12 protein-coding genes and 1 riboswitch are annotated in these 15323 nt (G+C 38.5%); of the genes, 4 read left to right on the forward strand and 8 right to left on the reverse strand.

Features of this window, described 5'->3' with window-relative positions:
- On the forward strand, nt 1-3318 hold the full coding sequence (gene bcsC, locus F1325_RS13840; RefSeq protein WP_160230592.1) for a cellulose synthase complex outer membrane protein BcsC: 3318 nt from the start codon (nt 1-3) through the stop codon (nt 3316-3318).
- An 82-nt stretch (nt 3319-3400) separates the two neighbouring features.
- On the opposite strand, the gene F1325_RS13845 is transcribed toward bcsC, so the two are convergent.
- The 3 genes from F1325_RS13845 to F1325_RS13855 are packed head-to-tail and all read right to left on the reverse strand — an operon-like array spanning nt 3401 to nt 4580.
- Nucleotides 3401-3814: a DUF6691 family protein gene (locus tag F1325_RS13845; RefSeq protein WP_160230593.1), complete on the reverse strand. Its 414-nt coding sequence runs from the start codon at nt 3812-3814 to the stop codon at nt 3401-3403.
- Nucleotides 3815-3818: 4 nt separating this feature from the next.
- The gene (locus F1325_RS13850; RefSeq protein ID WP_109371192.1) at nt 3819-4253 is read right to left on the reverse strand and encodes a YeeE/YedE family protein; all 435 of its coding nucleotides are present in this window, start codon (nt 4251-4253) and stop codon (nt 3819-3821) included.
- Between the two features lie 3 nt (nt 4254-4256).
- On the reverse strand, nt 4257-4580 hold the full coding sequence (locus F1325_RS13855; RefSeq protein ID WP_036912417.1) for an ArsR/SmtB family transcription factor: 324 nt from the start codon (nt 4578-4580) through the stop codon (nt 4257-4259).
- Nucleotides 4581-4685: 105 nt separating this feature from the next.
- Between F1325_RS13855 and F1325_RS13860 the strand changes: the two genes are divergently transcribed.
- Nucleotides 4686-5195 (forward strand): SprT family zinc-dependent metalloprotease, encoded by a 510-nt coding sequence (locus tag F1325_RS13860; RefSeq protein ID WP_023581469.1) that lies wholly within the window; start codon nt 4686-4688, stop codon nt 5193-5195.
- A gap of 76 nt (nt 5196-5271) precedes the next feature.
- Here the strand turns inward: F1325_RS13860 and mgtE are convergent, their stop codons facing one another.
- The 4 genes from mgtE to hcp all read right to left on the reverse strand — a co-directional run bounded on the left by mgtE (nt 5272) and on the right by hcp (nt 10128).
- Nucleotides 5272-6345 (reverse strand): magnesium transporter, encoded by a 1074-nt coding sequence (mgtE, locus tag F1325_RS13865; RefSeq protein ID WP_100159143.1) that lies wholly within the window; start codon nt 6343-6345, stop codon nt 5272-5274.
- 75 nt (nt 6346-6420) lie between these two features.
- Nucleotides 6421-6592: riboswitch (M-box (ykoK) riboswitch) on the reverse strand.
- A 214-nt stretch (nt 6593-6806) separates the two neighbouring features.
- Nucleotides 6807-7142 carry a DUF6694 family lipoprotein gene (locus tag F1325_RS13870; RefSeq protein ID WP_109371194.1) on the reverse strand — a complete coding sequence of 112 codons (336 nt, stop codon included), beginning with the start codon at nt 7140-7142 and terminating at the stop codon, nt 6807-6809.
- 270 nt (nt 7143-7412) lie between these two features.
- The gene (gene hcr, locus F1325_RS13875; protein WP_160230594.1) at nt 7413-8417 is read right to left on the reverse strand and encodes an NADH oxidoreductase; all 1005 of its coding nucleotides are present in this window, start codon (nt 8415-8417) and stop codon (nt 7413-7415) included.
- 58 nt (nt 8418-8475) lie between these two features.
- Nucleotides 8476-10128 (reverse strand): hydroxylamine reductase, encoded by a 1653-nt coding sequence (hcp, locus tag F1325_RS13880; protein ID WP_160230595.1) that lies wholly within the window; start codon nt 10126-10128, stop codon nt 8476-8478.
- Between the two features lie 491 nt (nt 10129-10619).
- On the opposite strand from hcp, the gene F1325_RS13885 reads away from it, so the two are divergent.
- On the forward strand, nt 10620-12101 hold the full coding sequence (locus tag F1325_RS13885) for an aldehyde dehydrogenase family protein (protein ID WP_109371200.1): 1482 nt from the start codon (nt 10620-10622) through the stop codon (nt 12099-12101).
- 187 nt (nt 12102-12288) lie between these two features.
- Here the strand turns inward: F1325_RS13885 and F1325_RS13890 are convergent, their stop codons facing one another.
- Nucleotides 12289-13689: an alanine/glycine:cation symporter family protein gene (locus F1325_RS13890; protein ID WP_099074772.1), complete on the reverse strand. Its 1401-nt coding sequence runs from the start codon at nt 13687-13689 to the stop codon at nt 12289-12291.
- Nucleotides 13690-13884: 195 nt separating this feature from the next.
- On the opposite strand from F1325_RS13890, the gene clcA reads away from it, so the two are divergent.
- Nucleotides 13885-15306, forward strand: coding sequence for a H(+)/Cl(-) exchange transporter ClcA (gene clcA, locus F1325_RS13895; RefSeq protein WP_109371202.1), 1422 nt, complete (start codon nt 13885-13887; stop codon nt 15304-15306).
- Nucleotides 15307-15323 lie beyond the last annotated feature (17 nt).

Consider the following 15323-nt stretch of genomic DNA (forward strand, 5'->3'; position numbering starts at 1 on the left):
ATGTGGCAATTTGGTCACACACATCGCCACTCTGTTATTGCTCTCTTTTTGCTGACAGGCTTTTTGCCTGTCACGCAAGCCAGTGAAGAGGCAACAGAAGCCTTTTTACAAGAGCAAGTGAGATTAGGTACATCCACAGGAAATGAAGTTTTAGTGGCTCAATCGCTATATCGTTTAGCGTTAATTAAACCCAATGACCCTAATATCTTGTTAATGCAAATTCAGTTTGCTGTAAAACAGAAGGACAATGCAAAAGCACAACAGCTATTTACCCAATTAGGTACTCAATTTCCACAGTCAGAGCAATATCAGCGTGCAATAAAAACCTTATCACTGACAACGGATGTTAATAGGCAAAAATTACAGCGAGCCCAGCTTTACCGTACAGCTGGCCGCTATGATGATGCGTTAAATTTATACGATGAAATTTACCGAGGAATGCCTCCAGATGAGACTTTATCACTCGAGTATATTCAAGTACTTATGCAATCGTCTCGCGATGATAAAATAGAACGACTCAATCATATTTATCGTCAGTATCCGCAAAATACGAAAATAGCGAGCCTCTACCAGCAACAGCAACAACACGCCATAGAGTCAGTAAAAAGCCCAGTTTCAACAATAAAACCGCAAATAGATGTTACCTCATTACCTATTGCAACCTTAAAACAAAAAGCACGACAACAACCTGATAATGCTGATGTTGTTGGTGCTTTAGGTGTCCGTTATTCTCGTGCTAATCAACGCAGTGCGGCTATTTTTTATCTTTCCCAAGCGCTGAAATTAGCGCCCAACCATGATAATAGTGGTCAATGGCGATCTATGTTGCAGGCTAACCAATATTGGCATCTGCTTTCAAAAGGCGATGACACACTCTTAAAACAAGATTATGAATTAGCAGAACGCTATTTTAATCAGCTTAATAAATTAAGCCCTTATGAAATTGAGCCTTATCTTGGTTTAGGTGATATTGCTGTTGCACAACGGCAATGGGATCTTGCTGAAAATCATTATTTACAGGCATTAAAATATCAACCCAATCACCCTGCAACGCTACATCGTTTAGCAAAGCTTTATCGCCAACAATCTCATGAAAAAGCGCAACAATTTATTGCAGGCTTAACACCTAGACAATATAAAAATTTAGCAGAAGATTATGGCTATATTATTTCCGGTATAAGGCAAGATTTAGCGGCTGATGATGAACATAAAGAGCAATACCTCAGTGCGATTGAAAAACGTAAGGCAATAGCTAAAGATTATCCTAATGATGTTTGGAATATTTATCGTCTTGCTGATGATTTATTAATCATCCAACAAGGCTATGTAGCTGAAGAGTATTTCAATCAACTTAATCGTCGTCTCCCTAATGCCCCATCTCGCCTTTATGCTTATGCTTTATATCTCAATAAAACAGGACGAGAAACTCAAGCACTTGATACGCTAAAAACGATCCCCTTATCTCAACGCAGTGAAAGCATGAAAGCGTTAGATAGTCGATTACGTTTTGGTGAAATAGTGACGCATGCAGAGTCTCTACGAGCGAAAGGACAAGAACAACAAGCTATTGATTATCTTTTTGCTCATATTCCACCAGAGCAAAAAATTCAGACTTATTTGTTATTAGCGAACTGGGCTCAAGAACGAAATAACCTCGATCAGGCCTTAAGTTATTACCATACTGCACTGAATTTAGAACCCAATAATGAAACTGCATTATTAGGTGCGACGGATATCGCCTTAGAACAAGGGAAAAAGATGCAGGCAAAATACTACCTTGCCAAAATAGAAACGCTTTCTCCCAACCAGTTTAATAGCAACTCGATTAAGCGCGTCGCCAATGCAGAAAAAGAGGTTGGTAATACAGAGAAAGCACAACACTATTTTGCTTATTTGGCACAACAAATTGAAACAGAGCCAGACAGTGCTGATCCTTTAGTATTACGTGATATTGCTCGTTTTCAGCGCGATGAGCAACATAGTCAGCAAGCTCACTATTATTATCAACAAGCGATGATCAAGGACGGAATAACAGATAAGTTACCAAAAGATAATATTGAATACACCACATTAATGCGTAATGACGAAAAAGATAATTGGCTATCTCGCAGTTTACGCGCTGATGCTGACGCGCTTTATCGCCAACAAGAGTGGCGATTTACGCTTGAGCATGATTATTGGGGCTCTAGTGGTAGCGAAGGTTATTCAAAACTACGCGCCCACACCACAATGTTACAACTTGATCACCCTGTTTATGATGGGCGTTTTTTCTGGCGTGCAGACTTAGTTAATCTTAATAGTGGCAAACTGGGTACATCACCTTATGATTCGAAATTTGGGACTTGTTACCGCACGGGGTGTTTCCCCCTAGAGCAAAAATCTTTTGGTGTTAGCCCTGCAATTGGCTGGGAAAATGGTCAATGGCAATGGGATCTTGGTACTACACCGTTAGGTTTTGAAGTGACTGATTGGGTCGGTAAAATCGCCTATAATCATGATCTTTTTAATGTGGGCTGGACACTTGATATTCACCGTCGCCCTGTTAATAGTTCTATGCTTGCTTTTGGTGGTCAACGAGATATTTGGACTAACCAAACATGGGGCGGTGTAAGAAGAAGCGGTATTCGTTTAAGCGCAAGCTATGACTTAGGCGGAAAAGAGGGTTATTGGGGTGAGGTTTCTGTCGATAAACTCACGGGTAAAAATGTTGAAGATAATAGCAGTGTCCGAGGAATGGGAGGCTACTATTATAAACTTATCAATGAGAACAACCGCCGCGTTTCTGTTGGGTTAAGTACTATGCTTTGGCATTATGATAAAGACTTAAGCGGGTACACTTTAGGTCAAGGTGGTTATTATAGCCCTCAAAAATATATCTCTTTAGGGCTACCGATTAATTATCGTGAACGTACTGAAAATTGGTCTTGGGAATTATCAGGCTCTCTTTCTTGGTCTTACTCCCAAACAGATGACAGAAAGCGTTATCCTTTACAAAATCTCGTTTCTCTCGATAAATTTAATCGCTATATGAATGAACTTAGCCCCGAAGATCGAGAAGAAGTAATGAGACTTTATTATCAAGAGCGTGATGCGGTTGATGAAGGAGACTCCAGTAATGGTTTTGGCTATACCGCAAGAGCATTAGTTGAACATCGTATTACACCCCATTGGTTTATTGGTGCGGCTATCGATATTCAACAAGCAAAAAACTATACCCCAAGCCATGCATTAATGTACTTGCGTTATTCATTTAATGGTTGGAACGGTGATTTAGATTTACCACCAAACCCTCTTATTCCTTATGCAGATTTTAAATAACGTTCAATGCATTAAAAACACAAACGGGAAGCACTGGCTTCCCGTTTAACGTTTTCGCTAAAATGTAGAGCATAATTTGCCATTATTGCGCTTTACGAAAAAGCCCTACAAATAACCAACCGACAATCATGGCAAGGACAAATAAAATACCTTGATAAAACCCTGCACCGACTAATACCAAACCCGGGCCTGGGCAAATTCCCGCTAATCCCCAACCAAGACCAAATAACGCACTGCCTAACCCTAAGGGTTTATCAATCACTTTATTGGTCGGGATATTTAAAGGGCATGCTAATACACTTTGTTGTCTACGGCGTGTTAATTGGTAACCTATCACACTGACAACCAGCCCTGCTCCCATGATTATCAATAAAGAAGGGTCCCAATTTCCGGTGATATCCAGAAAAGCTAGAATTTTTTGCGGATTGCTCATTCCACCAACAATCAATCCTGCACTGAATAGAAGACCACAAAGAAAAGCAACAAACTTAGTCATTTTCTTAGCCTCCTATCACATGGCGCTGAATATAAACGGTAATAAATGCCGTTGCCATAAATACCAACACAGCAACAATAGAACGACGCGATAATCGTGCTAATCCGCAAATACCATGACCACTTGTGCAACCACTGCCTAAACGTGTGCCTGCTCCCACCAGCACTCCGGCAATAATTAACATCCAAGGTGATGTTTCAATCACTGGCGATAAGGGTTTATCAAAAAAATAAAACAGTGTAGGTGCGATTAGCATGCCAAGTAAAAATGCCCAACGCCAACCATTTCCCTGCTGTTTTGTTGATAAAACGCCCCCCAAAATACCGCTTATTCCTGCAATACGACCATTAAATAACAATAAAATGGCGGCCGCAGCGCCTATCATAAGCCCACCAATTGCCGCACTTAAAGGCGTAAAGTGAACCCAATCTATATTCATAAATTAACCTGCTATAGGGCAATAAAGCTGATAAAGCGTATTGAGTAGTACGAGAACTTTTTCATCAGCAATAGAATAAAAGATACGTTTTCCATCACGACGAGTATTCACTAACCCTTCATTGCGCAAAACGGTTAGCTGCTGAGAAAGTGTCGGTTGACGGATACCTAAACTCTCTTCTAATTCACTCACACTTTTTTCGCCCTGACTTAGCTGACACAATAATAAGAGGCGATCGCCATTTCCTAGCGTCTTAAGCATGCTAGACGCTTCATTAGCCGCCAATTTCATTGCATCTAATAAATCAGGTTGAACTCGTTGTGTCATGGTAAACTCCATAATCAATATACTTTTTAATAATATGTTAATTTATATATTGTGCAAGTTTTCTTTTTATTGCGTGTTTGTATAAGCCGCTATATGCTCTGTAACATGAAAACGGTAAGAGTCCCCATCGCCTTAGTGCAAAGCGTTATGCGAACACTGCGTGAAAAATTGCAGCAGGCTAATCTTTATCTTAATACAAATTACCCAGAACCTACTCTACATTATAATCAGAGAGGAACTATTGCAGGCAGTGCCTATTATGCAAATTGGGAAATTCGTATTAATCCTACATTATTGATTGAAAATAAACAGAATTTTATTGAAGAAGTTATTCCTCATGAATTAGCGCATTTATTAGTTAATCGCCATTTTGGTCGTGTAGCACCTCATGGGAAAGAGTGGAAATGGATGATGGAAACAGTATTACAAGTTTCAGCTAAACGAACCCATCATTTTGATGTCAGCGCAGTTAAAGCTAAAACCTTTCCTTATGCTTGCCATTGTGAAGAAAAACATCAGCTTACCATTCGCCGCCATAACAAAGTATTACGCGGAGAGACACAATACCGTTGCCGCCATTGTCAGGCTATTTTGCAATTTATTAAGCATGAATAAATGCAGACAAAAATAAAGCCGATGTGTTGATTAATTCACATCGGCTTTATCTTGAGAATGAATATATGGGATTGTCTTAAGCAAACTCGCTCATCACATGAGATGCGATTTCAAAGTAAATAATAAGACCTGTACCATCAATTAACGTCGCAATAAATGGTGCTGAAACAACCGCAGGATCAATACCTAAACGCTTTAATACCATTGGAATAACAGATGAAACAATCGCACTCCAAACCGTGATTGAAATAAGCGTTAAGCCAACCACAATCATCACTTCCATACCCACACCTAAGAACCAAGCACGCACAAAACCAGCAATACCCATAGTCAGTGCAACCATTATCGATGTGGTTATTTCTTTTCTTAATACAGACCAAACATTACGTAAGCTCACTTCTCCTAATGCCATAGCACGTACTAATGTTGAGGTGATCTGTGTACCACTATTTCCGCCAGTACCAATCAGCAATGGAATAAAGAATGCTAATGAAATTGCGGCTTCTAGTCTGTCTTCAAAAGCATGTAATACTGTGCTGGTATACGCTTCTGCCACAAACAGCATCAACAACCACACAACACGTTTACGCCATAATGTTACTGGACTGGTTTCTAAATAAGGCTGCTCTAAAGGTGAAGTTGCACCCTGCATTTGTGCATCAAGTGTATTTTCATCTTCAATTAATTCAGCAATATCTTGAGGACGTAAAACACCGACCAATTTTCCAAAATGCATCACTGGTACACTGTCTAAACCGCTATGGCTAATCAGTTGATACACATCATGTCGATTCTGTTCTGGTGAGACAGAGAAAAAGGTTTGACGCATCACATCAGACACAAACAGATCATTAGCCGCTGTTAATAATGATTTAACGGGCAAAATCCCATTTAGATAATTATCTTTATCCACCACATATAAATAGGTTGGAATTAATTCATCTTTTAAATCATTAACCAATTGAGCTTTCACATTTTCAACAGAATCAGCGACAGAAACCGCAATATAAGACTGGCTCATATAAGCACTAACGGTTGCATCATCTTTTAAACGATTGTATTGGTCTTGAGTTGAGTTATTTTGTGGTGTGTTTAAGGATGCATCGGCAACTAATACAGCATCCATTTTATTTTGAGTATTGAATTTCATTTTGTGGTTCCCTATTACTGTTTGTGTTTAGCAAATCAGTTCTCCATAGGGGCGAAACCAGAAGCGAGAATGCAAAAGCTATCTACACGTCTCGGTTTTAGCACTATACAACGTATCCAATGAATACTGGAAGTTACATGGGGATATACCTTCGGTCGATATATCCTGTCCTAATCTTGGGCGTCTCTCGACGTCGTCAGATCAGTAACCTGTGTTTGTATAGGAGCCTCGCCTAACGAGATACTGCACTTTTCTTGCGAATGCGGCGCGCATTATAACCACTCACAATATAATGAAAAGCACGATAACGATTTTGTTTAAGTTCTATTGAAAAATAGCCTCAAATATTCATCATACAATTAAAAATTGTAATTACATTCGAAACTAATATATAAAAAGAAATGAAGTTTTCCTACGAAAGCTAAAATCGTATAGTAAAAGATAATCTGTTTATTAATTGATTATTTGAATGCTAATTTTTGTACTCTTATTTCTTCTGCTTGCAAAAATATATCTTTTACCGTTTTACCATCTAATGATTGGCACATTTTACGCGTGATAATATCCGCATTTTTATTACGACCTGCGATAACTAAATCATTAAAATTAATATCATTAAGGATCGCTAATTCTATTGCTTCATCAAAACGTGATTGTTCATCAAGGGGAAGTGAGTTGCGCATTTCAACAATTGAGATACGTAGCGACTCTACATTAGAGCCATCAAGGGTTTGTTGAGGTTTTTCACAGCCAGATAACATGACACTAAATAAACAAATAACTAACAATTTTTTCATATATCCCCCCTTACCCAGTCAATAGTTTAAATAATAACAGAATGTTTATAAGGAAACTCCCCACTAACTAAAATATATTTTTAGTTAATCATCATTTCCAATATTTTTATTATTCTGAATAAATAAAAACCTTCTTTAATTTAAAATAAAGGGAAGCATTTTCCAGATTATTCAGTTTTTTAATGGGAAGAATAGACATAAAAAACCCTGTTAATAAATTAACAGGGTAAAAAAACAGGAAAATAGAAGGAAATACTTAATAAAAAGAGGTTAAGCGAGCTCAACATCTCCTTTTAAACGACAGCTACATGCTAAGACATAACCTTGAGCTATCTCTTCAGCCGTTAATGTACTGGTACTACTGACATCATAATCACCACTCACAATACGAGTTTTACAACTACCACAAACCCCTGCTCGACAAGCCGCAAAGACAGGAACTTTATTTTCTTCCATAGCTGATAATAAAGTCATGCCAACAGGAACTTTAATTTGTGATAATGGATGACGAATAGTCATGGTTAATTGTTCGTTATCATCAACACAAACAGGCTCATCACCAAAACGTTCCATAAAGATATTCTCAGCAGGTACACCAAGATTTCTTGCAAAACGTCCTGTGTCTTCCATATAACTATTTGGGCCACAGCACATGACTGTACGACTCGCAATATCAGGCACTAATGCAGCTAATTTTTCTTGAGAAATACGGCCACTAAATAATCCTTTATTATCAGGTAATTTAGGCATCATGATAAAATTAAGATTGTATGGATATGCATTTGCTAATTCGATCCACTCTTTCTCAAAAATAAACTGGCTTTGCTCACGAATATTAAAAATAACCGTGATGTCTGCTTTAGGTTGATTATTTAACAACCAACGTGTCATTGACATAACAGGTGTCACTCCACAACCTGCTGCCAACATTAAATAGCGCGCACCTTCTTTACCAGCACAAGTAAATTCACCCTGAGCATCAGATAACCAAAGATAATCACCTGGTTTTACTTGTGATGTTAACCAACCTGAACCCACACCATTTTCTAAACGGCGAACGGTTAAAGTGATAAATGGACTTAATCCCGGAGAAGATGAAATGGTATAAGCACGCAGTATTTCATCACTATTATTGATACTCACCAGTGCAAACTGACCTGGTTTATAAGAATAAATGTCATGATTAATTAAATTCAGCGTCCACACTTCAGGTGTTTCCTGATTAATAGAGTGAACTTGCATACGATTAGGACAAAGAGAAGTAGGCATCGTCATGGATATTGATCCTTCACCGAAGCCCGTAGGCTTCGGTAATGATAATGAATTTAAAACATTAAGCAGAAAGAATATCTTTAAGATCTTGTTCTGGTGTAGTAATAGAGCGCATACCAAATTTCTCATTTAGTACCGCCAGCAGATTGTCAGTTAAGAACGCTGGTGCTGTTGGACCGGTATAAATGTTTTTCACGCCTAATGAAAGCAGTGTCAATAAGATAACAATCGCTTTTTGCTCGAACCAAGAGAGAATTAAAGACAGTGGTAAGTCATTCACACCACAACCTAATTTTTCAGCAAGGTTAACGGCTAGCATAATCGCTGAGTAAGCATCGTTACACTGACCCACATCAAGTAAGCGTGGTAAGCCTTCTAAAGTACCGAAATCTAGTTTATTGAAACGGTATTTACCACACGCCAAAGTCATAATTAAACAGTCTTGTGGAATTTCTCTTGCAAGATCGGTGTAGTAGCTACGTTCACCACGGCTACCATCACACCCCCCCACTAAGAAAACATGACGTAATTTTTTCTGTGAAACTAAATCAATCACAGTATCAGCGGCATTTAATAGTGTTTCACGACCGAAACCAACTGTAATTAAATGCTCAATTTCATTGTATGGGAAACCTTCTAATGATTGTGCTTGTTCAATCATTTCAGAGAAGTCATCACCAGTAATATGTTTTACACCCGGCCAGCCTACAATACTGCGAGTCCAAATACGGTCACCGTAATTACCAACATTAGGATCGATAATACAGTTTGAAGTCATTAATACAGGACCTGGGAATTTTGCAAACTCAATTTGCTGATTCTGCCAACCACTTCCGTAGTTACCCACTAAGTGTTTATATTTTTTAAGTTCTGGATAACCATGAGCAGGTAACATTTCACCATGAGTATAAATGTTAATCCCTTTACCTTCAGTTTGCTCAAGTAGCATTTGCAAATCTTTCAGATCATGACCTGAAATTAAAATCGCTTTACCTGCAACAGGGCGCACGTTAACAGTAACTGGTGTAGGGTTACCGTAAGCTTGAGTTTCGCCTTTATCAAGAATAGCCATAATGCGGAAGTTCATTTGACCAATGCCCATCGCATTTTCTAACAACTCATTCATATCAGCAGGATCAGTACCTAACCACGCCATATAACGGTGATATTCTGCATAAATTTCATTGTCATACTGACCTAAAACATGCGCATGCTCCATATAAGCCGCAGCTCCTTTTAAGCCATACAGGCACAGCATACGTAACCCATGAAGATCATCACCGATTTGCGCTTTATCTGCATTTAAAGCAAAAAGCTGAGCTTGTTTTTGTAAACTGTCTAAATCGTTACCCGCTAATTGGATTTCAGCTCTTGGATTAGTGACTTGAATTGCTGCATTTTTCGCTAAAGTACGAGATTTCAAACTTTCACGGAAATAGATAGCTTCTTTCGCATAACCAACAATGCGATCAGAATCAAAGTTGACGTTAGTTAACGTAGAGAAAAAAGCACGAGGAGCAAAGCTATCTACATCATGATCAATAATACCAACGCCACGCGCTGCTAAAGCCCACGCTGAAAGCCCTTCTAATACCGCAACGAGTAAATCTTGAAGATCAGAAGTTTCTGCTGTTTTACCACACATACCTTGCGCATAGGCACAACCATTACCTACAGGCGTTTTCATTGTTTGTTCACATTGCACACAATACATATCGTATTCCTTCTAATAAAAGATAACGCTTTATTTTTATAAGTTGCATTTAAGATGCAACATAAGAATACGCCATTTTTATAAGAGCGAAAGTGCAATATTGAACAATTTAAATGTTGTTTGATCTAACGCAATTTCTAGCAAACCTTTTAATATTCCTTTTTTTATCCTTTGATTTGGCTTAAGCCAAAAATCTTTTTTTTAAAAAAAGATTAATTACATGACACCGTAAGCATGTAAATGAGAAGGATTATTTAAGAATTATTGATGGTTGTTTTTTGTTTAATCATATAAAGACTGAGAGGTGAAACGATTAAGTTCATCCATTTTTTGTTAACTCAGTAATATTCATTACTATTTTTTATAGTTAATATCACCTATTGCATCAATAGCTAATCAAATTATTTCAATTGATATATGTTATTAGCACGAGTATTACGAAATGAAACTACACATTTGAAAGATACTCACCCCTACATTGGAGATTAAAAATGATTAATTTAAATAATGTTCCATCAGAATTTCGCCCTCTAGAAAGCTACAAAATGTTAATTGGAGGAGAATGGGTATCTAGCACATCGCAAAAAACAACCAAAACCTATAGCCCTGCTACTGGTGAATTATTAAGTGAATACCAATCTGGTAGTGCTGAAGATGTTGAACGCGCAGTGAGCGCTGCACGTAACGCATTCAAAACATGGAGCAAAACGTCACCTGCAGAGCGTCAAGCCCTCTTATTAAAAATCGCAGATCGTTTAGAGCAAGAGCAAGAACGCTTTGCTTGGATTGAATCGCTTGATAACGGTAAGCCACTCAATGAGTCGAAAAACATAGATTTACCTGCCTCTATTGACCATTTTCGATATTTTGCAGGCGTGATACGCTCTCATACCGATGAAAGTGCCGTCCTAGACGAAAATACCATTAGCCTTGTTATTCGCGAACCTATTGGTGTTGTGGGCCAAATTATTCCATGGAACTTCCCATTATTAATGGCAGCATGGAAATTGGCACCAGCGATTGCGGCAGGTGATACCGTGGTTATTAATCCAGCAACACTGACTTCCCTTTCATTATTAGAGCTAGGTCGTATTTTAAATGAAATATTACCAGCTGGTGTGATCAATATTGTCACAGGGCGCGGATCTGTTGTAGGCCAAGCTATTTTAGAACACGAAGATATTGATAAACTTGCGTTTACAGGTTCTACCAATGTGGGTTATACCGTAGCAGAAGCCGCAGCGAAAAAAATGGTTCCAGCAACATTGGAATTAGGCGGTAAATCAGCCAATATCGTGTTCCCTGATGCAAACATGAAAAAAGCGGTCAAATATTCAGCATTAGCAATTTTGATGAACCAAGGACAAGCTTGTGAATCAGGTTCACGTTTGTTCTTACATAAAGATATTCATGATGAATTTTTGAAAGCATTAAAAACTGAATTTGAGAGTATTCGTGTCGGTGACCCACTTGATCCGAATACGCAAATGGGTACACAAGTTAGCCAAGATCAAATGGATACTATCTTAGGCTATGTTGAACTCGCTAAAAAAGAAGGTGCGACAGTATTAACAGGCGGTGAACGTATCACCGGTGAAGGTTATGATGATGGTTTCTTTGTTCGCCCTACTATCATTATCAATGCCACAAACCAAATGCGTGTTGCTCGTGAAGAAATTTTTGGACCTGTATTATGTGTTATCCCATTTGATAATGAAGATGAAGTTATCGACATGGCAAACGACTCTGAATATGGGCTAGGTGGTGGTGTTTGGACTCAAGATATTAACCGTGCCTTACGTGTTGCAAAAGCAGTAAGAACTGGTCGTATGTGGGTTAACACTTATCACGAACTCCCAGCTCACGCACCATTTGGGGGTTACAAGAAATCAGGTTTAGGACGTGAAACACATAAAATGATGTTAGATGCTTATAGCCAAGTGAAAAATATCTTCATCAGTATGAAAGAATAAGATTTTCTCTCTTTTCTAAATTCTTATAAATATAATATCTATACTCATCTCTTCGCCTTCTCCCCAGAAGGCTTTTTATTATCTATAATTTCTCACACCTCAAGTTATTACCATAAAAAAACCGCATCCTTATCACTATAAAGTATGCGGTTTTATGTTGTGTTGTTAGCCAATAAGTAAGAACGAGTTACTCTGCTTCGGCTTCTTTTTTGCTCACTGAATGAGTTTCTTTATCTAATTCAATATTATCAGCGTTAACATCTTTTATATGATCTCTTGTTAAGCGATAAACAACAGGGCTTAATAACGCTAATGCGATTAAGTTAGGGATCGCCATCATTGCATTGAGTGTATCGGCTAATAACCACACAAATTCTAATGATTGTGTTGCCCCAACTGGTAACGCAATCAGCCAAGCAATACGAAATGGCATAATAGCTTTAGGTCCAAACAGGTATTGCACACATTTTTCACCGTAAAAACTCCAGCCTAAAATCGTGGTAAATGCAAAAATAGCTAATGCAATTGCCACAATATAGTTACCACCCGGAATAGCGATAGAGAATGATGCGGCGGTTAATGTTGCACCACTTTGCCCTGTTAACCATTGTCCTGTGATAACAATAGTTAATCCTGTAACAGAGCAGACAATGATGGTATCAATAAAAGTTCCCAGCATCGCAATCAAACCTTGGCGAACAGGATTTTGTGTTTTTGCCGTTGCATGGGCAATAGGTGCACTACCCAATCCCGCTTCATTTGAAAAAACACCACGCGCAACACCAAAACGGATCGCCGCCCAAACAGCTGCACCTGCAAAACCACCTTGAGCAGCAACTGGTGTAAATGCAGATTTAACAATAAGGATAATAGCATCTGGGATCGCAGTCACATTCAGTGCTAAAACAACAATACCTGCACCAAAATAGCCAACGGTCATAATAGGAACTAATTTACCGGCAACATCAGCAATACGCTTAATGCCTCCAATAAGTACAGCACCGACTAAAACAACGAGCACAATAGCGGTGATTGTCGTCGAAATGCCAAAATTACTTTCCAGTACATCAGCCACAGAGTTTGCTTGTACCGTATTACCAATACCAAAACCTGCAAAACTCCCAAAGACAGCAAAAACAGTACCTAGCCAAACCCAATTTTTACCTAAGCCATTTTTGATGTAATACATTGGCCCACCGACATAGTTTCCATATTTATCAACTTCACGGAAACGTACAGCAAGCACGGCTTCTGAATATTTGGTTGCCATTCCCACTAATGCAGTCATCCACATCCAGAACAATGCACCGGGACCACCTAAGACAACAGCCGTTGCAACACCAGCAATATTACCCGTTCCAATGGTGGCGGATAGTGCGGTCATCAACGCATTAAATGGTGATATCTGACCTTCGCCTCTTTTATCATTTTTTTCAAATAACAGCTTAAATCCTGTACCTAATTTCCTAATAGGTAAAAAGCCAAGTCGAAACTGCATAAAAAGTCCGATACCGAGAATACCGACAAGCATCGGAACTCCCCATACCACGCCATTTATAGCGCTTAATATATTAGTGATAAAATCCATAAATTACCCTTTTTCGTCCAAATGTTATCTAAATATGTATTTTTTGTTATCAATTACACTAAAGATGAAAAAGCGAAAATATGCTAGAAAAAAAAACGACTAATTTTAAAATTGACTGAGTTATGTGAGAAATATCACTTCATTATTAAATTACGCTATCATTAGGTTCATCGTTACAATACTTCAGTCAAAGTTATGCATAATCATAAATCAGCACAAAATACCCAAAATGAACGTCGTTTTAATCTGTTCAGAAAAGCGCAAGAAACCAATCTTGCACCACTAAAAATCCTACTACTATCCGCTGTGGTTGGCTCACTAGCTGGATTAGTGGGTGTTTTATTTGAAAAAAGTGTTAGTTGGGTGATTCATTTTCGACAAGAAGAACTGATTAAAACCTTTACTAATCCTTATATTCTGGCAATAAGTACTTTGCTTTTTTCCTCTATTTTAGCAATGCTGGGATATTATTTAGTCAAGAAGTTTTCACCCGAATCGGGTGGCTCTGGAATACCTGAAATTGAAGGTGCGATGATAGATATTCGCCCTGTTCGTTGGTGGCGAGTATTACCTGTAAAATTTATTGCCAGTATTGGAACTTTAGGCTCTGGTATGGTGTTAGGACGAGAAGGTCCAACGGTTCAATTAGGTGCCAATATCGGCCAGCTCGTAAATGATATTTCTCGAGTAAAAGATAAAGAGTCACGCCACACGTTATTAGCAACTGGTGCAGCCGCAGGATTAACCGCTGCTTTTAATGCACCTCTAGCGGGTATTTTATTTATTATTGAGGAGATGCGACCTCAATTTAAATACAGTCTTATTTCAATTAAAGCAGTCTTTATTGGCGTTATTATGTCTTGCATTGTTTTTCGCCTATTTAATGGTGAAGGCGGTGTTATTCATATCGGTAAATTTTCATCCGCACCACTCAACACACTCTGGCTGTATTTAGTTTTGGGTATGTTATTTGGCATTATTGGCGTTATATTCAGTAAGCTACTTTTTTATGTTCAAACCCAATTTCAGCGTTTCTATCAAGATAAAACATCACGCTTTGTTTTAACTGGTGGCATCATCGGTGGGCTTTGTGGCTTATTAGCATTAATTATTCCTGAAATAACTGGCGGTGGATTTAGTATTATTCCTGCGCTGAGTACAGGACAATATTCCCTGATTGCGCTATTACTTTTCTTTGTTTTACGAACGATCACATCTATTGTCAGTTTTGCCTCTGGTGCTCCTGGCGGTATATTTGCACCCACTCTGGCACTAGGTACTCTATTTGGCAGTGCATTCGGATTAACTGCAACCTTACTTTTCCCCGATTATCAAATTCAAATCGGTACATTTGCTATTGCAGGAATGGGCGCATTATTTGCGGCAACGGTAAGAGCACCACTAACAGGGATCGTCCTCGTATTAGAAATGACCGATAATTATCAACTTATTCTGCCTATGATCATTACCTGCTTAGGTGCAACGATGTTGGCGCAACTATTAGGTGGTCGCCCTATTTATACGGTTTTATTAGAACGCATATTACAAAAGTCTGAAGAAAAAGAACAAACAGACCAATCCCTCGACATTAAAAGCGATAAATCACCACAACAATAAAATTCGCTTAAACAAAT

The organism is Proteus columbae (assembly GCF_009914335.1).
In the GTDB taxonomy this organism is placed as follows: Bacteria; Pseudomonadota; Gammaproteobacteria; order Enterobacterales; family Enterobacteriaceae; genus Proteus.